Raw genomic sequence first — 18119 nt, 5'->3', positions numbered from 1 at the left:
GGCAACATCGCCGGGCCGCACGATCGCGGCCTCTGTGACGCCGGGCCCTCATCCGACGGCACGCGATCACTTCAACGACGCAGCCTCCGATCCGCCCGGCGACATCGCTGCGTTGTCCTGCTCACGCCACGTTCGGCGCGACACCATGATCGCCTTCACGGCCGAGCGCGCGACCTTCCACCACGCGAACGGCCGCGGATCGGCCAGCATGCTGAGCGCACGCGCATAGTCGAGCGTGAGCCCGGGCGTCCACGCCATCGTCACCGCGCGCTTGCGGATCTGCGCGGCAACCCACAGCTCGGGCGTGAGCAGCAGCCGCACGAACGCGCTCCACCCGGCACGCGCGCCCTTCAGCCGCCACACCGCGCCGTCGAGCGCGGCTTCGAGTGCGTTCGACACGGTGCTCGAGCAGTTGCGGTGCGTGAGGTTGTACGTCACGTTCTGCCGGTACGACAACCAGAAGGCGTCCAGCTTCGCCGGATCGTAGTTGCGGATCCGCACGCGCACGGTCGACGGGCACCACGCCTTCGACTCGGTCGCGTAGTCGGGCTGGAACAGGCCCGGCACGTCGTTTTCGCGGGTCGCACGCAGGATGCGCGTGAATTCGTCCGGAGAACGATCGATTTCGACGCCCGGATACAGGCTGATATAGATGCCCTCCGGCGACTCCAGCGCCGCGTGCCCGGTCGAGATCACGCCGTTGACGTCCACCGCCGCGATATAGCGGTCGATCACGGGGTAGCGCTGCGCTTCGGCCTTCGACGTGCCGGTCGGCGTCCACACGTGTACGGTGAGCGCATGCTCGCCGTCGGCCGGCGGGCCGTCCCATTCGGATTGGGCGAAATGCGGCAGGTCGCGCGCATCGTCGAGGTCCGGCGCGAGCGCCGGTGCCGGCGAGGTCGCGAACGCCGGATTGCGCGTCAGTCGCCGCACGCGTGCGGCGAGGCTCAGCATGTGCATCCCGCCGAACATCAGCAGCAGGCCGAGGCAGTACGGCACGGTGCCGACGTAGTGGGTCGGGTACGGCTGGTAGAAGAAGATCGCCAGCAGGATCTCGACGACGCCCCATGCGAAGGCGACGTTCCAGCGGCGATAGCGCACCATCCACGCGGCGGTGCACTGCAGCACCCCGTCGACGAGGAACAGCGTGCCGAAGATCATCGACAGCAGGAAATGGCCGTGGTGATGCCCGGCGAACACGAGCCCGGCTGCCACCACGACCACGATCCCCTTCACGTAGCGCAGGATGCGCTGCCCGCCGACGCCGCTGCCGGCCACCGCGAGCGTCGCGAGCCCCTCGATCAGGAACAGCCACGCAAAGATCTGGATCGGAAAGTGCAGCGCGCCGTCGAGCGCATCGACGAAGATCACGACGCCCGCGACGACCCACACCCAGCCGAGCACGGTCAGCCCGCGCCAGCGGGTGCGCAAGTATTCGATGCCCAGCAGCAGCAAGACCAGTCGTACCATCGCGCCCTCTCGTGATTTTTTCGGGAAACGCGCTGGCCATGCGTTTCCTGTCGTTTCGACCGCGCGCCGTGCGACGCACCGGCCGAAAGGCGGTAACTCATACCGGCGCGTCATGCCTCGACATGACCGTTGGCGGCCGGTACGCCTCCGCACTGGCCGAATAATAAGATATGGCGAAGGCGGTTGAAAGCGTGACGGAAACGTTGTCGGCAGGCCCTGGAGGGCCGGCATGCGCCGGATGCCGCGGGATCGGCAGCGCTGCCCAGGCAGATTTCCCGTTCGACAACGCGCGGCGGATACGCGAGAATCCGGCTTCCGAGGGCGCAAGCCGCCGAACCGCACCAGACGGGACAACAATCCATGAAAACATCGATCACGCGCCGGCGCCTGCTGGCCGCCGGCGTGGCCGCGAGCAGCCTCGCGCTGTCGGGCTGCTTCACGCCGAAGCTGTACAAGGACAACGCATACCGCGAATACGTCTCGGGCTTCATGATCACCCAGGACGGCAAGAAGCTGGTCGTCCTCGGCACGGACTACCATTACATCTTCGATCTGCCGGCGCAATTGCGGCCGGTGCTGCTGTCCGGCTACCGGAAATCGCTGCATACGACGTTTGCCGACTTTCATGCGCGCGGCGGCAGCATCACCGGGCACTACCGGATCGTATTGCCGAAGGACGCGCCGGACGACGCCCGGCAGGCCGCGAGCGCCGACGGATTCACCGCCGAGCCGGCCGGCCTCGTGCTCGAAGGCGACATCGACGGCAAGCGCTATTCGACGGAAGGTTTCGCCGAGAAGGACAAGGGCACCGCGCAACCGTTCAACCAGCGGTACTCGGTGTACATCAGGGAATCGCCGTCCGTCGTCGGCATGGGCCTGCGGATCCTCGCCACGCCGATCACGGTGGCCGCCGACGGCGTGCTCGTGCTGGGCGGCATCGTGCTCGTGCCGTTCGCGGCCATCGCGCTCGAAGCGAACGGCGGCCTCAGGATCATGTAACGGCACGTTCATCGCCGCCGTTGCGCCGGTGACGGCAGACCGCCGCACGCGAGCGCACCCGACGACCGCAACCGGAGCATCGCCATGACCGCGTCACCGCTACACACGCCGCCGCTAGGCCCGCAGCTCAAGCGCTGGCGGGCGCTGCACCGCGTGAAGCAGAGCCACGCGGCGGAACTGTTCGGCGTGGCGCAATCGACGATCTCGCGCTGGGAAGCCGGCCTGCAGCAGATGTCGCCCGACGAGCGCGCGACGGCCGAGCGGCTGCTCGCCGCGCGCCTCGATTCCGCGGGCAATCACGCGCTCGCGCGGCTCGTCGCGGGCAGCGCGGGCCGCATGCATCTCGTGTGCGACCTCACGCACCGCCTGCTCGCCTGTTCGCCCGCGCGTGCGGCCGAATTCACGCAGCCGCTGTCGATGCTGCGCGGCACGTCGCTGTGGCGCTATGCGACGCCGGAAATCGTCCGCATGGAAACCGCGCTCGATACGCTCGGCTGGCATGATCGAGCGGGGCCGCCGAGCGTCGAATTCGACACCGGCGCGAACGCGTCGCGCGTCGTGCCGATCCGCGGCAGCATGTGCCGGTGGACACGGATGACGTTGTCGGATGGGGCGGCCGCGCGGCTCGTCGAGACGCTCCAGGAGGCGTAAGCGCCGGTCCGCAACGAAGCACCGCATGCGGGCAACGGCGCGGCGTACTTCGACGGATCCGGCACGCCACGCAAAAGATGCCAACGTGAATGGCAGCACGCCCAGGGGAAATGCCACATGTCGAGGCTTGTGTTGCGGGAACTCGTGATCGTCGCGTTCATTCTCTATCTGGGCGCCGCCGTGCTGATCGCGCTTCGCTCGGGCGTGGCCAACGCCGGCGGCAGGCGCGTGACACGCCGCAGCCACCCCTACCTGTTCAGCCTGATCGTCGTTGTGCAGACGGGCTTCTTCGCGCTGTTCTGCTGGGCCGGACTTTTCGTGAAGTAGGCGCCCGACAAGGCGCCCCCCCTCAATCCCGCCACCACGCATATTTCATGCGTGGACGAACCGTGCGTGCCCGCATTACGCTGGACGGCTCATCGCACGGACACCAACCATGAACCCCGATACGATCCACGCGAGGCTCGCTTTCCTGCGCGAAGCCGAACGCCTGAAGGATGTGCTGCGCAGCGGCTACACGTCGGGCGGGCGCGCGGAGAGCACGGCCGAGCACAGCTGGCGGCTGTGCCTGATGGCGCTCGTGTTCGCCGACGCGCTGCCCGGCCCCGACACGCTGAAGCTGTTGAAGCTGTGCGTCGTCCACGATCTCGGCGAGGCGCTGCACGGCGACATCCCCGCGATCGAACAGGCCGCGCACCCCGGCAAAAGCGCGCACGAACGCGACGACCTGCTGACGCTCACCGCGCCGCTCGATCGCGTGCTGCGCGACGAGATCGTCGCGCTGTGGGATGAATATGAAGCGGCCGCGTCGCCGGAAGCGCGCGCGGCGAAGGCGCTCGACAAGCTGGAGACGATCCTGCAGCACAACCAGGGCAGCAATCCTCCCGATTTCGACTACGCGTTCAATCTCGGCTACGGCCGCCGCTATACCGACGCCGCGCCGCTGTTCAGTGCGATCCGCGACATCGTCGACGCCGATACGCAACGCCGGATCGACGCGGGCGGGCAGCACGCGTAAGCTCGCGGGACCGGGCGCGCGGCAACGCGCACCCCGCCCGCACGAGGCCCTACGCATGACGCAGAACATCTACGACGACCCGGCCTTCTTCGAAGGCTACAGCCGCCTGCACCGCTCGGTCCACGGACTCGACGGCGCACCCGAATGGCCCGCGCTGCGTGCGCAACTGCCTGACCTGCGCGGCCGCCACGTGCTCGACCTCGGCTGCGGCTACGGCTGGTTCAGCCGCTGGGCGGCCGATCAGGGCGCGGCAAGCGTGCTCGGCGTCGACGTGTCCGAACGCATGCTCGAACGCGCGGCGTCGACCGCATCGCACCCGGCGATCACGTACCGCCGCGCCGACCTCGAAACGCTCGCGCTGCCCGACGCCGCGTTCGATCTCGCGTACAGCTCGCTCGCGTTCCACTACATCGCGCACCTCGACACGCTGCTGCGCACGATCCATCGCGCGCTGGTGCCGGGCGGGCGGCTCGTGTTCTCGATCGAGCATCCGGTCTACACGGCGCCGCGCCGGCCCGGCTTCGTCATCGATGCGCAGGGCAACCGCTCGTGGCCGCTCGACGGCTACCAGCGCGAAGGCGAACGCGTGACCGACTGGCTCGCGCCGGGCGTCGTCAAGCAGCACCGCACGCTCGGCACGCTCGTGAACCTGCTGATCGGCAGAGGCTTCACGCTCACGCATCTCGACGAATGGGGGCCGACGCAGGAGCAGGTCGATACGCTGCCCGCACTCGACGAGGAACGCGACCGGCCGATGATGGCACTCGTCGCCGCGCAGCGATAACGCAGGCCGCAACGCGCGCACGGGGCTTCGCCCGTCGCGCTGACAGATTGCAACAATGACGCCGCCCGGCATCCGCTCCCGCGCGGCGTTCGCACAATTCAGCACAATTTCCACACGATTTGTCGTGATTTCCTCGCTTACCATGAGCGGCTGATTCGACCCGGCACGTCCGTGCGATGCGTACGCGGATGCCGTCGCGGGCAACACGCCCGGCAAGCGACGCCGACCGGATCGTCCTGCGCAGCCGCACGCATCGCCGGCATCGCTTCATCCTCGCCGCACGCTCATGACTCAGAAGACCCATCGCCGCCGGCGCATCGTGCTGGCTACCATTGCCATCGTCGCGATCGCCACCGGCGTCACGCTGAAGGCGTGCGCGCCCGACAAGCATCCGCAATACCTGTCCGCGCCCGTCTCGCGCGGCGATCTCGAGAACGCGGTGCTGGCCACCGGTGCGCTGCAGGCATTCAGGCAGGTCGACGTCGGTGCGCAAGTCTCGGGGCAGTTGAAGTCGCTGAAGGTCAAGCTCGGCGACAAGGTCACGAAGGGCCAGTGGCTCGCCGAGATCGATCCCGTGCTCTCGGAAAACGCGCTGCGCCAGGCACGCGCCAGTGAAGAAAGCCTGCGTGCGCAGCAGCAATCAACCACCGCGCAACTCAAGCAGGCGGAACTCGCGTTCCGGCGCCAGCAGGCGATGCTGCCCGACGATGCCACGTCGCGCGAATCGTTCGAGGCGGCGCGCGCGACGCTCGACGTGCAGCGCGCAACCCTCGCGTCGCTCGCCGCACAGATCCGCTCGGCCCGCATCCAGATCGAGACCGCACAGGCCAACCTCGGCTACACGCGCATCGTCGCACCGATCGACGGCCAGGTCGTCGCGATCGTCACGCAGGAAGGCCAGACCGTGATCGCGCAACAGCAGGCACCAGTGATCCTGAAGCTCGCCGATCTCGACACGATGACCGTGAAGGCGCAGGTATCGGAAGCCGACGTGATCCGCGTGAGCGCCGGCCAGACCGCGTATTTCACGATCCTCGGCGAACCGGACAAGCGCCACTACGGCAAGCTGCGCGCGATCGAGCCGGCGCCGCAGAACTACGCCGAAGCGCAAAGCGCGCTCGGCGGCGGCGCGGGCGGCGGCGCGAAGCCGAATTCGGCCGTGTTCTACAACGCGCTGTTCGAAGTGCCGAATCCCGAGCACCGGCTGCGCATCTCGATGACCGCGCAGGTCAACATCGTGCTCGGCAATGCACGCAACGCGCTCAGCATTCCGGCCGCGGCCCTCGGCGAGAAACGCAAGGACGGCACCTACGCGGTGCGCGTGCAGCGCGCCGACGGCAGCACGGAAACGCGCAACATCCGCATCGGCATCAACAACAACGTGCGCGTCGAAGTGCTGGCCGGCCTGAAGGACGGCGAACGCGTCGTGATCGGTGAGGCGTCGGCTGACGACCACGCGCCGCTGGCGGACGTGGTGTGACGATGAGCCAGCCCCTGCTGAAACTCGCTGCCGTCACACGACGCTTTCCGGCCGGCGACAAGGACGTCGTTGTACTGAACAACGTCAACCTGTCGATCCACGCGGGCGAGATCGTCGCGATCGTCGGCGCGTCGGGCTCCGGGAAGTCGACGCTGATGAACATCCTCGGCTGCCTCGACCACCCGAGCGAAGGCACCTACACGGTCGGCGGCCGCGACACGCACATGCTCGACAGCGACGAGCTCGCGCAACTGCGCCGCGAGCACTTCGGCTTCGTGTTCCAGCGCTATCACCTGCTGCCGCACGTCGATGCGGTCGCGAACCTCGAAATGCCCGCGATCTATGCCGGCACACCACGGGCAGAGCGGCACGCACGCGCACGCGAGCTGCTCGCGCGCCTCGGGCTCGCGGATCGCGCGCACCATCGCCCCGGGCAACTGTCCGGCGGCCAGCAGCAGCGCGTGAGCATCGCGCGCGCGCTGATGAACGGCGGCCAGGTGATCCTCGCCGACGAACCGACCGGCGCGCTCGACACGAAAAGCGGCCAGGACGTGATCCGCATCCTGCACGAACTGAACGCGCTCGGCCATACGATCGTCATCGTCACGCACGACAAGGCCGTCGCGCGCCATGCGCGGCGCATCATCGAGATCAGCGACGGCGAGATCGTCGCCGACCGGCCGAATCGGCACTATGCGGAAGCCCTCGCGGAAGTAGACGCGGGCGCAGATACAGCGGAAACGAGCGAAGCGGCAGCCGGCACACCATCCTCCCGCGATCGTCACGACACGCCGCCGCCCGCAGCAGCCGGCCCCGATGCGCATGCCGATCCCGCCCCCCGCGCGCGACGCTTCGCGGCCGGCTCCGGGCGCTTCGCCGAGGCCTGCCGGATGGCGTGGATCGCACTCGTATCGCACCGGTTACGCACGCTGCTGACGATGCTCGGCATCATCATCGGCATCACGTCGGTCGTGTCGATCGTCGCGGTCGGCGAAGGCGCGAAGCGCTACATGCTCGACGAGATCGGCAGCATCGGCACGAACACGATCAACATCTATCCGGGCACCGACTGGGGCGACAGCCGCGCCGACACGATCCAGACGCTCGTGCCCGCCGATGTCGCCGCGCTCGCCGAGCAGCCGTACGTCGACAGCGCGACGCCCGAAACGTCGCGCACGCTGCTGCTGCGCTATCGCAATGTCGACGTGAACGCGCTCGTGAGCGGCGTCGGCGACCGCTTCTTCCAGGCGCGCGGGATGCGCTTCGCGCTGGGCGTCGCATTCGACGAGGACGCGGTGCGCCGCCAGGTGCAGGTGGCCGTGATCGACCAGAACACGCGCCGCAAGCTGTTCGGCGCGACGCGCAACCCGATCGGCGAAGTGATCCTGGTCGACAACGTGCCGTGCGTCGTGATCGGCGTGACGGCGGACAAGAAGAGCGCGTTCGGCAGCGTGAAGAGCCTGAACGTATGGGTGCCGTACACGACCGCGAGCGGGCGCCTCTTCGGGCAGCGCCATCTCGACAGCATCACCGTGCGCGTGCGCGACGGGCAGCCGAGCGCCGCGGCCGAGAAAAGCCTCGAAAAGCTGATGACGCAGCGCCATGGCCGCAAGGACTTCTTCACGTACAACATGGACAGCGTGGTGAAGACCGTCGAGAAGACCGGCCAGTCGCTCACGCTGCTGCTGTCGCTGATCGCCGTGATCTCGCTCGTCGTCGGCGGGATCGGCGTGATGAACATCATGCTGGTGTCGGTCACCGAGCGCACGCGCGAAATCGGCATCCGGATGGCGGTCGGCGCGCGCCAGTCCGACATCCTGCAGCAGTTTCTCGTCGAAGCCGTGCTGGTCTGCCTGCTCGGCGGCACGATCGGCATCGCGCTGTCGTTCGGGCTCGGCGCGCTGTTCTCGATGTTCGTCGCGCAATGGAAGATGGTGTTCTCGGCCGGCGCGATCGTGACCGCGTTCGTCTGCTCGACGCTCACCGGTGTGATATTCGGCTTCATGCCCGCACGCAACGCGTCGCGGCTCGATCCGATCGATGCGCTCGCGCGCGACTGACGCAAGGCCCGCCATGACGCATTCCTCACCGCTTCAGCGCCTCGGCGCATTCGCGTGCGCAGCCGCGCTGCTCGCCGGCTGCGCGGGCGCGCGCCATGAACCGCTGCCCGCCGTCGCGATGCCCGCGAACTGGACGGCGCCGGTTGCCGCCGACGCGCCGGCCACATCGCGCGACTGGTGGCGCAGCTTCGGCGATCCGCAACTCGACGCGCTGATCGACGGCGCGCTGGGTGCCAACAACGACCTCGCAATCGCGGCGATCCGCGTGTACCGCGCGCAACTGCAGGCCGGGCTCGCGAATACGAACCTGACGCCCAACGTATCGCTCGGCGCGAACGGTAACGTGTCGCGCACGCTCGACACGCACCAGATGAGCCGGTCGAGCAACACGAACGCGTCGCTCAGCTATGAAATCGACCTGTGGGGCCGGCTGGCCGCGCTGCGCGACGCCGCGCGCTGGGAAGCCGACGCGACGGCCGCCGATCTCGAAGCCGCGCGGCTGTCGCTGATCGGCACGACCGCGTCGCTGTACTGGCAGATCGGCTACCTGAACCGGCAGATCGCGCTCGGCGACGCGAACATCGCGTATGCGGTACGCACGCTCGCGGTCGTCCGGTCGCGGCACACGGCCGGTGCCGTGTCGGGGCTCGACCTGGCGCAAGCCGAACAGAACCTCGCCACGCAACGCGCCGCGCAGACCCGCCTGATCCAGCAGCGCACCGTGAACCGTCACGCCCTCGCGATCCTGTTCGACCGGCCGCCGCAGCAGCGCGCGGTCGAACCGTCGGCGCTGCCCGACGCGCCGCCGCCGGAGGTCGCGGCCGGCCTGCCGGCCAGCCTGCTCGGCCGGCGCCCCGACTTGCGCGCGGCGGAATTCCGGCTGCGCGAGTCGCTCGCGCAGGTCGACGCGACGCGTACCAGCTTCTATCCGACCTTCACGCTGACCGGCGCGGCCGGCACGTCGAGCACGAGCCTCGAGCGCGTGCTCGCGAATCCGGTCGGTACGCTCGGGCTCGGCCTGGCCCTGCCGTTCATCCAGTGGAACACGATGCAGCTGCAGATCAAGGTGTCGAAGTCGCAGTACGAGGAAGCCGTCGTCGGGTTCCGGCAGAAGCTCTACACCGCGCTCGCGGAAGTCGAGAACGCACTGTCGGCACGCGTACAGCTCGAACGCGAGGCCGAACAGCGCGCGCTGTCGCTGGCGCAGGCGCAGCGCGCCGAGCGGCTTGCTGCCGCGCAGTTCGCGGCCGGCGCGACCGCCGTGCAACCGTGGCTCGACCAGCAGCAGCGGCTGCGCGACGCACAAAGCGCCGACGAACAGACGCGCCTGGACCGGCTCAACAACCAGATGACGCTGTACCGCGCGCTCGGCGGCGGGATGTCCTGACCGGCGCACGCACCGGGCCGGCCGGGCCTGCCCCGCCGGCCACGCGCCGCGTCATTCGCACACGGCCGCCCCGCGTCGCGCCGGCGCGAACGCCACCGCGCTCGCCGTCGCGAGCACGGCCACGCCCGCCGCGCCATACACCATCACCCAGCCGAACCCGTGCACGAGCGCCGCATGCAACGCCGCGCCGGTCGGGTCGGCCTGCGCGAGCGCCGGTGCGATCTCGTGCAGCCCGTCGGTCCGCCCGGATGCAATCTCCTGCGCGAGCCGGCGCAGCGCCGCATCGCCGATCGCGCCCGCGACCCCGCCCTTCAGGCTCGCGACGATCCCCGCGACCAGCACGAAGCCCATCGCCGCGATATTCAGCGCGAGCGAAATCATCCGCGCGCTCATGTCGATGCCCGACGCCATCCCGGCCCGCGCGCTCGGCACCGCGCCCGTCGTCGTGTTGGTCACGGGCGTGTTCGTGAGCCCGAGCCCGATGCCGGCGATCACGCAGCCAGGCAGCATCGTCACCCAGCTTGCATGCTCGGCCGCGCTGCCGAGCCGCATCAGCGCGAAACCGGCGGCGATCGTGAACAAGCCGCCCGGGATCACGACGCCCGGCCCGTAGCGCAGCGCGAGCCGTTCGCCGAACGGCGGCGCGACCAGCGTCGGCAGTGTGTACGCGAGCAACGCGAGACCGGCCGTCACGCTGTCGTAGCCGAGCGCGACCTGGAACCAGATCGGCAGGTAGATCATGAACGGCCAGAAGCTGAAGTTCATCCCCATCGAGCCGAAGATCGCGCCGGTGAACGCGCGAATCCGGAACACCGAGAAGTCGAACATCGGCCGTGCGCTCGCGCGTTCCGCAATGAAGAAACCGATCACCGCGAGCACGGTTGCGCCGAGCACGCCGAGACCGGCCGCGCTCGCGAGCCCCAGCTCGGCACTTTGCGTGATGTAGAACGCGAGGCCGAGCACCGCGAGCGACAGCGTGACGATGCCCGCCACGTCCAGCCTGCCCGCGTGCGGATCGCGCGACTCCTGCACCGCGCCGCCGATCAGCACGAGCGCGACGGCCGCGAGCGGCGCATGGACGAGGAACACCCACGGCCAGCTCGCCAGTGCGACGATCGCGCCGCCGACGATCGGCCCGAAACCGAGCCCGATGCCGAACACGATCCCCCAGATCCCGAACGCGCGGCCGCGCTCGCGGCCCTCGCGGAACTGGTGCGACAGCACCGCAATCTGGCAGATCAGCATCGCGCCACCGCTGGCGCCCTGCAACAGCCGGCCCGCGACGAGCACCGGCACGTTCGGCGCGAGCCCGCACAGCAGCGACGTCGCGCCGAACAGCACGGTACCGATCACGTACACGCGCTTGCGGCCGAACCGGTCGGCGAGCGTGCCGGCCGCCATCAGCACGGTCGTACACGCGATCGTGTATGCATTCATGATCCACTGCATGCCGTTGAAATCGCCATGCAGCACGTGTTCGAGCGTCGGCAGGATCACCGGCACGCTCGAGATTTCGAGGCCGAACATCAGCGACGTGAGACAGACGGCCGCGAGCGCGACCGCATTCCTGCGGGAGTCGGATAGTGTCATGCGAATTGCGCGGCGGCCCGGCAACGGGCCGCGTGCCTCCAGGAGAGAAGGATGGGTCGCGTGCGGCCGGCAACGCACGCTGGACCGGAATCGGTACTATAGTGAGAATTTCCATCCCCATTGATGCATGCATTTCTCCAGACTGGGGAACTACAGGACTCAATCAGCACACCCTCCCATGACCGACAGACTCGACGGCGTGACGACCTTCGTCCAGGTAGTGGAATCGGGCAGCTTCGCGCTCGCCGCGGAGCGGCTCGACATGACGCGTTCGGCCGTCGGCAAGGCGGTCGCGCGGCTCGAGAAGCGGCTCGGTGCGCGGCTGCTGCAACGCACGACGCGCAGCCAGAGCCTGACCGACGACGGCCAGGCGTACTACGACCGTTGCGTGCGCGCGCTGGCGGAACTGGAAGCGGCGGAGGCCGACCTCGACTGCGGCCGCAACGAGCCGCGCGGCAAGCTGCGCCTGAGCGTGCCGCTCGCGTTCGGGCATCACTGCGTGACGCCCGTCGTACTCGATCTCGCGCGCACCTATCCGCATCTGCGGATCGACGTGTCGATCACCGACCGCTTCGTCGATCTCGTCGAGGAAGGCATCGACCTCGCGGTGCGGATCGGCACGCTCGCGGACAGCACGAGCCTCGCGGTGCGGCGGCTCGGCACGCAATACGGCAGCCTCGGCGCGGCGCCGTCGTATCTCGCCCGCCACGGAATGCCGAAAACGCTCGACGACCTGAAGCACCACCGGACGATCGCGTATTCACGCTCGGGCGTGGTTCAACCATGGGACTTGCGCGCGCCGGACGGCTCGACGGTCCGTATCGACATGCCGCACCAGCTCAGTTTCGACGACGTGCAGGCGATCGCGGCAGCCGGCGCATCGGGGTTCGGGATCGCCTGGCTGCCGAGCTGGCTGCTCGATCACTACGTGAAGCGCGGCGAGATGACGATCGTGCTCGACCGCTGCTTCGTCTGCGAAGGCGACATCCATGCGATCTGGCCGAAGACGCGTTATCTGCCGCGCAAGACGCGCTGCGTGATCGACGCGTTCGCGCAGGCGATTCCGCCGATGATCGAGCGGTGACGGTGCTTGACGGTGCTTGACGGTGCTTGACGGTGCTCGACGGCGCTTGACGGCGCGCGACGGTGCTCGACGGTGCTCGACGGTGCTCGACGGTGCTCGACGGTGCTCGACGGCGCACGACGGGCCGCATGCCGGCATGGCCCGTCCGCCCGCTGTCGTGCGTCTATTCGCCGGCTCCGCTCCCGATCGCCGGCATGCGTCGGCGGCGCGCACGGACGAGCACCGCCGGCGCGAAGTGCAGCACGACCAGGCGCGTCAGATGATGCATCAACACGAACACGACGCTCAGGCCGCCGCCATACGCGACGATCGTGATCGTCTCGATGGCCCCCGGCGCATACGAAAGCCAAAGCGGCAGCACGCCGTAGCCGGACAAGCGCGCCGTCACCGCCGCAAACGCCCCGGCGATCATCAGCATCAGCGCGATGCACACGAGGCCGGTCCGGCCGTAGCGCAGCGCGTCCGCAATGCTGATCTGCCTGAATTGCGCGCCGATCAGCGCCCCGAGGATGACCGACGCCGCATCGACGCTCCACGCCGGCATCTCGAACGCATGCAGCCAGCCCGCCTTCACGAAGACGCCCGTCAGCACGATCGCGGTGATCATGAACGGCGCGGGGACGCCGAGCCCGAGCAGCGCGCGCCCGACCAGCACGCATAGCGCCACCAGCACCGCCAGCGCCAGCAGCGCCGCTGCCGGCAGCACGGCGCCGGTCGCCGGCAGCGGTGCGCCGCCGTGCGCCGGAATGAAGAAACTCACGAGCATGGTGATCGAGATGAGCCGCACCAGATGCACGACGATCACCTTGCTCGATGCGCGCTCGGACTCCAGCAGGTCGAATACCGCAGCAAGCGCGCCAGGATAGACGGCCAGCAGCGCGTCGGTCCGGTTCCAGCGCCCTACACGGGACAGCCAGAGGCTGCCGACCGCGACCTGCGCCGCCAGACAGACGAGCAAGACGCCGAGGCTCGGCACGATCGAGACGACCATCTGCGTGTCCCACGACTTGAACAGCAAGCCGGTCGCCATCCCGAGCACGATCTGCACGTACTCCAGCCCGAAGCGCAACCCGGGCGCGAAGCCGAACCGGCTGGTCGCGATCGATGCGGCAAGGATCGAGCCGAGCAGCAGGCCATGCGGGAGGCCCGCATACTGCAGCGCCATGCCGACCACGGCCAGACAGGCAAGATAGGCGAGTGTCTTCATCGGGCAGCGGCCCGGTGCAAGCAGTTCAATCCTCCCCCAGCGCCGCGAGCGGATGCGCGAACAGCTTCCACGGCGACGTCAGGAAATGCCGCACGCGTTCGGCGCGCACTTCGACGAGCGACGCGGGCGCCCAGCGCGGCTTGCGATCCTTGTCCACGAGATGCGCGCGTACGCCTTCGCAGAAGTCGCCTTCCTCGATCGCACGCGCGACGATGCCGAGTTCCATCCGGAACGATTCGGCCAGCGTCATCTGGCGGCCGCGCAGCAGCGCCTCGCGCGTCACGGAGAGCATCGTCGGCGAATGGCCCGTGAGCGCATCGAGCGTCGCCTGCAGCCATTGACGGTGCTCGCGCGACAGTTCCTCGCGCGCGAGATCCTGCATCAGCGTCGCAACGATCCGCTCGACGGTCGAGCGCTTGTCGAAATGACGCACGATCCACGGCATCTGGCCGTCGAGCGCCGCATGCGGCACGACGTTGCACGGCGGCTCGAACACCTTGCGCAGCAACGGCAACGCGTCGCCTTCCCACTTGACGCTTTCGATGCGCGTCTCGAACGTGTCGAGCCAAGCGGACGGCACGCACAGATCCGCGAGCTTCGCGGTCAGCGCGTCGGCGCCCGACAGCATCGCGCCGGTCAGCCCGACGTACAGCTCGAGTTCGACCGGCATGCGCGACAGGAAATGCGTCGCGCCGACATCGGGCACGAGGCCGATGCGCGTCTCCGGCATCGCGATCTTGCTGCGCTCGGTCGCGACGCGCAGTGCCGCGCCCTGCGCAAGGCCCATGCCGCCGCCCATCGTCACGCCGTCCATCAGCGCGACCACCGGCTTCGGGAACGTATGGATCGCGTAGTCGAGCCGGTACTCGTCGACGAAGAACGGCAGCCAGGTTTCGCGCTGCGCGACCATTTTGTACAACGCGCGCACGTCGCCGCCCGCGCAGAAGCCCTTCTCGCCCGCACCGCGCAGCACGACCGCGACGATCTGGTCGTCGTCGCGGCAGCGTTCGAGGAGCGCGGCCAGCTCGCCGATCATCGCGTACGACAGCGCGTTGAGCGCGGCCGGACGGTTCAGCGTGATCAGCGCCACGCGATTCACCACGCGGAACAGCACCTCGGGCGCGTGCTCCGCGAACGTGTCCTGATTCGTGACCGGCGTGCTCATCGTTGCGGCTCTCCATCGGTGTGCCACTGCGGCGCGCGCTTGCCGAGGAACGCAGCCACGCCCTCGCGCGGATCGTTCGTCTCGAACAGGTCGACGAAGCGTTCGCGCTCGACCGCGAGCGCCGCGCTGCGCGGCACGCCGCGGCCCGCGAGGCCGATCAGCTCCTTGCTGTACGCGACCGCGTGCGGGCTCTGCCGCGCGACGTTGCGCGCCAGCGCCAGCGCTGCATCGCGCGATGCGCCCGACTCCACGACGTCCTCGACGAGGCCGATCCTGAGCGCCGTGGCCGCATCGACACGCGCGCCGGTCAGGATGATCTTCTTCGCCCAGCCTTCACCGACGAGCCAGGGCAGCGTCTGCGTGCCGAGCCCGCACGGCAGCAGGCCGACCGACGGCTCGGGCAGCGCCATCTGCGCATGCGTCTCCGCGATCCGCAGGTCGCACGCGAGCGCGCATTCGAGCCCGCCGCCCATCGCATAGCCGTTGATCGCCGCGATCGTCACGACACGCGCGTCATGCAGCGCCTCGAACGCCGCGCCGAAACGCGACGCCATCGCACGCGCGACCGCGCGGTCGCCGTCGGCGAACGTGTTGAGGTCGGCACCCGCGCTGAAGAACTTCGGGCCGTCGCCGGTGATCACCAGCGCACGCACGCGCGGGTTCGCATTCAGCTCGGCGACGGTTTCCTGCAGTTGCTGCAGCCCGTCGGCGGTAAAGGCGTTCGCGGGCGGACGCTTGAGCGTCGCGCACGCGATCGCGCCGTCGTCGACGTAGTCCAGTTCGATCATGAGGCGTCCTTCTTCGTGGCCGGTTGGTACAGGCGGATCACCGCCGAGAAATCGAGTTGCCCGTCGCCGCGGCTGCTCATCGTCTGGTACAGCTGCTGCGCGAGCGCGCCGAGATAGACCGGCTGGCGCGCCTGCTTCGCGGCGTCGTTCGCGAGGCCGAGATCCTTCAGCATCAGGTCGGTGCCGAAGCCGCCCGAGTAGCCGCGCGACGACGGCGCGGTCTCGATCACGCCCGGATACGGGTTGTAGGTATCCGAGCTCCAGCAACGGCCCGTCGACGTGTTGACGATGCCGGCCAGCACCTTCGGGTCGATGCCGAGCGCGACGCCGAGCGACATCGCCTCCGACACGGCCGCCATCGAGATGCCGAGCACGAGGTTGTTGCAGACCTTCGCGACCTGCCCCATGCCCGTCGCGCCGCAATGGACGATGTTCTTGCCCATGCCGGCGAGCACGGGCTTCACGCGCTCGAAATCCGCATCGCTGCCGCCGACCATGAAGGTCAAGGTGCCTGCCGCTGCGCCGCCGGTGCCGCCCGACACCGGCGCATCGACGAACGCGCCGCCGTGTTCGCGCACGAGCGCGCCGAATGCCTGTGCGCTGGCCGGGTCGATCGTGCTCGAGTCGATCACGGTCGCGCCCGCGCCGAGGCCGGCCAGCACGCCGTTTTCGCCAGACAACACCGAACGCACGTGCGGTGCGGCCGGCAGCATCGTGATGACGAACGTCGCGCCCGATGCGGCATCGCGCGGCGACGCGGCCACCTGTGCGCCGGCATCCTGCAGCGCGCGCAATGCATCGGCGCTCAGGTCGAACGCATGCACTTCATGGCCGGCTTTCAGCAGATTCAGCGCCATCGGCGCGCCCATGTGGCCGAGGCCGATAAATCCGATTTTCATTTTGGAGTCCTCCGCCGCTCAATGCAGCCGGATCGTCGTGTTCACCGGGCCGGCCGTCGTGTCGTCGTCGAACCAGCGCGCGGTGACCGTCTTCGTCTGCGTGTAGAACTGCACGACCTGCTTGCCATACGGGCCGAGATCGCCGAGCTTCGAGCCGCGCGAACCGGTGAAGCTGAAGAACGGCACCGGCACCGGGATCGGGATGTTGATGCCGACCTGGCCGATGTCGATTTCGCTCTGGAACTTGCGTGCGGCCGCACCGCTCTGCGTGAACAGGCCGACGCCGTTGCCGAACGGGTTTGCGTTGACGAGCGCGATCGCGTCGTCGAGCGAGTCGGCTTCGAGCACCACGAGCACCGGGCCGAAGATTTCGTGCGTGTAGATCGACATGCCGGTCTTCACGCCCGAGAAGATCGTCGGGCCGATGAAGTTGCCGCTTTCGTAGCCGGCCACCTTCACGTCGCGGCCGTCCAGCTCGAGCTTCGCGCCTTCGTTCACACCCGCTTCGATCAGCGACAGGATGCGCTCCTTCGCGGTTTTCGACACGACCGGGCCGACGTCGGTGCCGGCTTCCGCGCCCGAATTCACCTTCAGAAGCTTCGCCTTTGCGACGAGATCGGGCAGCCAGTCGCGCGCTTCGCCAACCAGCACCGCGACCGACGTCGCCATGCAGCGCTGCCCTGCCGCACCGAAGCCGGCGCCGACGAGCGCGTTGATCGTCTGCTCGCGGTTCGCATCGGGCAACACCACCGCATGGTTCTTCGCGCCCATCATCGACTGCACGCGCTTGCCGTGCGCGCTGCCGAGGTTGTACACGTGCGTGCCGACTGCCGTCGATCCGACGAACGAGATGGCCTTCACGAGCGGATGCGTACAGATTGCATCGACCACTTCCTTGCCGCCGTGCACGACGTTCAGTACGCCTTTCGGTACGCCGGCCTCGATCGCGAGCTCGACGAGCTCCATCGTCGACATCGGATCCTGTTCCGACGGCTTCAGCACGAACGTGTTGCCGCAGACGATCGCCATCGGGAACATCCACAGCGGGATCATCGCGGGGAAGTTGAACGGCGTGATGCCCGCGCACACGCCGAGCGGTTGGCGCAGCGTGTAGGTGTCGACGCCGCCCGCGACGTTCTCCGCGAATTCGCCGAGCTGCAGCGAACCGATCGAGCATGCGTGCTCGACGACTTCGAGGCCGCGGAAGATGTCGCCTTCGGCGTCGGGAATCGTCTTGCCCTGCTCGGCCGTCAGCGTCTTCGCGATGCGCTGCTGGTTCGTGCGCACGAGATCCTGGAACTTCAGCATGATGCGCATGCGCGCGGCGATCGGCGTGTTCTTCCACGTCGCGTACGCGGTGTGCGCGGCCTGCACGGCCGCGTCGACTTCCGCGACGGTTGCGAACGGCACGCGCGCGAGCACCTGTTGCGTCGCCGGGTTGACGATGTCGCGCCACTCGTTCGTGGCGGACTCGACGAAGGTACCGTCGATCAGTAGCTTGACCGTCGGCACGTCTTTCGAATTCGCGTTCATCGAT

The 18119-nt window shown here is 68.6% G+C and carries 16 protein-coding genes; 9 read left to right on the top strand and 7 right to left on the bottom strand.

Annotated features, from left to right (window positions below; genetic code table 11):
• Positions 1 to 66 precede the first annotated feature (66 nt).
• Positions 67 to 1470 (bottom strand): HdeD family acid-resistance protein, encoded by a 1404-nt coding sequence (locus ACPTTF_RS20855; protein WP_423368023.1) that lies wholly within the window; start codon positions 1468 to 1470, stop codon positions 67 to 69.
• Positions 1471 to 1830: 360 nt separating this feature from the next.
• On the opposite strand from ACPTTF_RS20855, the gene ACPTTF_RS20850 reads away from it, so the two are divergent.
• The 8 genes from ACPTTF_RS20850 (at position 1831) to ACPTTF_RS20815 (ending at position 9849) form a co-directional block, all read left to right on the top strand.
• Complete coding sequence (locus ACPTTF_RS20850; protein WP_423368022.1) at positions 1831 to 2469, top strand: hypothetical protein; 639 nt, start codon at positions 1831 to 1833, stop codon at positions 2467 to 2469.
• Between the two features lie 84 nt (positions 2470 to 2553).
• Entirely contained in the window at positions 2554 to 3120 is a 567-nt protein-coding gene (locus tag ACPTTF_RS20845; protein ID WP_423368021.1) for a helix-turn-helix domain-containing protein, read from the top strand.
• 117 nt (positions 3121 to 3237) lie between these two features.
• Positions 3238 to 3447, top strand: coding sequence for a hypothetical protein (locus ACPTTF_RS20840; RefSeq protein WP_423368020.1), 210 nt, complete (start codon positions 3238 to 3240; stop codon positions 3445 to 3447).
• Between the two features lie 109 nt (positions 3448 to 3556).
• Complete coding sequence (locus tag ACPTTF_RS20835) at positions 3557 to 4138, top strand: HD domain-containing protein (protein ID WP_423368019.1); 582 nt, start codon at positions 3557 to 3559, stop codon at positions 4136 to 4138.
• Between the two features lie 55 nt (positions 4139 to 4193).
• Positions 4194 to 4922: a class I SAM-dependent methyltransferase gene (locus tag ACPTTF_RS20830; protein ID WP_423368018.1), complete on the top strand. Its 729-nt coding sequence runs from the start codon at positions 4194 to 4196 to the stop codon at positions 4920 to 4922.
• 286 nt (positions 4923 to 5208) lie between these two features.
• The gene (locus ACPTTF_RS20825) at positions 5209 to 6402 is read left to right on the top strand and encodes an efflux RND transporter periplasmic adaptor subunit (protein ID WP_423368017.1); all 1194 of its coding nucleotides are present in this window, start codon (positions 5209 to 5211) and stop codon (positions 6400 to 6402) included.
• 2 nt (positions 6403 to 6404) lie between these two features.
• Complete coding sequence (locus ACPTTF_RS20820) at positions 6405 to 8462, top strand: MacB family efflux pump subunit (RefSeq protein WP_423368016.1); 2058 nt, start codon at positions 6405 to 6407, stop codon at positions 8460 to 8462.
• A 13-nt stretch (positions 8463 to 8475) separates the two neighbouring features.
• Positions 8476 to 9849, top strand: a complete 1374-nt coding sequence (locus tag ACPTTF_RS20815; RefSeq protein WP_423368015.1) for an efflux transporter outer membrane subunit — start codon at positions 8476 to 8478, stop codon at positions 9847 to 9849.
• 51 nt (positions 9850 to 9900) lie between these two features.
• Here the strand turns inward: ACPTTF_RS20815 and ACPTTF_RS20810 are convergent, their stop codons facing one another.
• A complete protein-coding gene (locus ACPTTF_RS20810; RefSeq protein WP_423368014.1) occupies positions 9901 to 11439 on the bottom strand; it encodes an MFS transporter in 1539 nt (512 codons plus the stop codon).
• Positions 11440 to 11617: 178 nt separating this feature from the next.
• On the opposite strand from ACPTTF_RS20810, the gene ACPTTF_RS20805 reads away from it, so the two are divergent.
• Positions 11618 to 12523, top strand: coding sequence for a LysR family transcriptional regulator (locus ACPTTF_RS20805; RefSeq protein ID WP_166961804.1), 906 nt, complete (start codon positions 11618 to 11620; stop codon positions 12521 to 12523).
• A 163-nt stretch (positions 12524 to 12686) separates the two neighbouring features.
• Here ACPTTF_RS20805 and ACPTTF_RS20800 read toward each other — a convergent pair whose 3' ends face one another.
• The 5 genes from ACPTTF_RS20800 to ACPTTF_RS20780 are packed head-to-tail and all read right to left on the bottom strand — an operon-like array spanning position 12687 to position 18115.
• Positions 12687 to 13730 carry an AbrB family transcriptional regulator gene (locus tag ACPTTF_RS20800; RefSeq protein ID WP_423368013.1) on the bottom strand — a complete coding sequence of 348 codons (1044 nt, stop codon included), beginning with the start codon at positions 13728 to 13730 and terminating at the stop codon, positions 12687 to 12689.
• 25 nt (positions 13731 to 13755) lie between these two features.
• Positions 13756 to 14895 carry an enoyl-CoA hydratase/isomerase family protein gene (locus ACPTTF_RS20795; protein ID WP_423368012.1) on the bottom strand — a complete coding sequence of 380 codons (1140 nt, stop codon included), beginning with the start codon at positions 14893 to 14895 and terminating at the stop codon, positions 13756 to 13758.
• On the bottom strand, positions 14892 to 15683 hold the full coding sequence (locus ACPTTF_RS20790) for an enoyl-CoA hydratase (RefSeq protein WP_423368011.1): 792 nt from the start codon (positions 15681 to 15683) through the stop codon (positions 14892 to 14894). The genes ACPTTF_RS20795 and ACPTTF_RS20790 overlap by 4 nt, the downstream gene beginning before the upstream one ends.
• Complete coding sequence (gene mmsB, locus ACPTTF_RS20785) at positions 15680 to 16582, bottom strand: 3-hydroxyisobutyrate dehydrogenase (RefSeq protein ID WP_089475353.1); 903 nt, start codon at positions 16580 to 16582, stop codon at positions 15680 to 15682. The genes ACPTTF_RS20790 and mmsB overlap by 4 nt, the downstream gene beginning before the upstream one ends.
• Positions 16583 to 16600: 18 nt before the next feature.
• Entirely contained in the window at positions 16601 to 18115 is a 1515-nt protein-coding gene (locus tag ACPTTF_RS20780) for a CoA-acylating methylmalonate-semialdehyde dehydrogenase (RefSeq protein ID WP_166961792.1), read from the bottom strand.
• Positions 18116 to 18119 lie beyond the last annotated feature (4 nt).

Origin of the sequence: Burkholderia crassaminum, from assembly GCF_964265005.1 — a bacterium.
Classification (GTDB): Bacteria; Pseudomonadota; Gammaproteobacteria; order Burkholderiales; family Burkholderiaceae; genus Burkholderia.
Note: the sequence above shows the minus strand (reverse complement) of the source record. Positions and strands in the feature narration are given on the sequence as shown.

Coding starts and splice junctions, on each gene's coding strand:
- ACPTTF_RS20850 (WP_423368022.1), top strand. CDS start 1,831: ATGAAAACATCGATCACGCGCCGGCGCCTGCTGGCCGCCGGCGTGGCC.
- ACPTTF_RS20805 (WP_166961804.1), top strand. CDS start 11,618: ATGACCGACAGACTCGACGGCGTGACGACCTTCGTCCAGGTAGTGGAA.
- ACPTTF_RS20795 (WP_423368012.1), bottom strand. CDS start 14,895: ATGAGCACGCCGGTCACGAATCAGGACACGTTCGCGGAGCACGCGCCC.
- ACPTTF_RS20855 (WP_423368023.1), bottom strand. CDS start 1,470: ATGGTACGACTGGTCTTGCTGCTGCTGGGCATCGAATACTTGCGCACC.
- ACPTTF_RS20790 (WP_423368011.1), bottom strand. CDS start 15,683: ATGATCGAACTGGACTACGTCGACGACGGCGCGATCGCGTGCGCGACG.
- ACPTTF_RS20800 (WP_423368013.1), bottom strand. CDS start 13,730: ATGAAGACACTCGCCTATCTTGCCTGTCTGGCCGTGGTCGGCATGGCG.
- ACPTTF_RS20840 (WP_423368020.1), top strand. CDS start 3,238: ATGTCGAGGCTTGTGTTGCGGGAACTCGTGATCGTCGCGTTCATTCTC.
- ACPTTF_RS20835 (WP_423368019.1), top strand. CDS start 3,557: ATGAACCCCGATACGATCCACGCGAGGCTCGCTTTCCTGCGCGAAGCC.
- ACPTTF_RS20820 (WP_423368016.1), top strand. CDS start 6,405: ATGAGCCAGCCCCTGCTGAAACTCGCTGCCGTCACACGACGCTTTCCG.
- mmsB (WP_089475353.1), bottom strand. CDS start 16,582: ATGAAAATCGGATTTATCGGCCTCGGCCACATGGGCGCGCCGATGGCG.
- ACPTTF_RS20810 (WP_423368014.1), bottom strand. CDS start 11,439: ATGACACTATCCGACTCCCGCAGGAATGCGGTCGCGCTCGCGGCCGTC.
- ACPTTF_RS20815 (WP_423368015.1), top strand. CDS start 8,476: ATGACGCATTCCTCACCGCTTCAGCGCCTCGGCGCATTCGCGTGCGCA.
- ACPTTF_RS20825 (WP_423368017.1), top strand. CDS start 5,209: ATGACTCAGAAGACCCATCGCCGCCGGCGCATCGTGCTGGCTACCATT.
- ACPTTF_RS20845 (WP_423368021.1), top strand. CDS start 2,554: ATGACCGCGTCACCGCTACACACGCCGCCGCTAGGCCCGCAGCTCAAG.
- ACPTTF_RS20780 (WP_166961792.1), bottom strand. CDS start 18,115: ATGAACGCGAATTCGAAAGACGTGCCGACGGTCAAGCTACTGATCGAC.
- ACPTTF_RS20830 (WP_423368018.1), top strand. CDS start 4,194: ATGACGCAGAACATCTACGACGACCCGGCCTTCTTCGAAGGCTACAGC.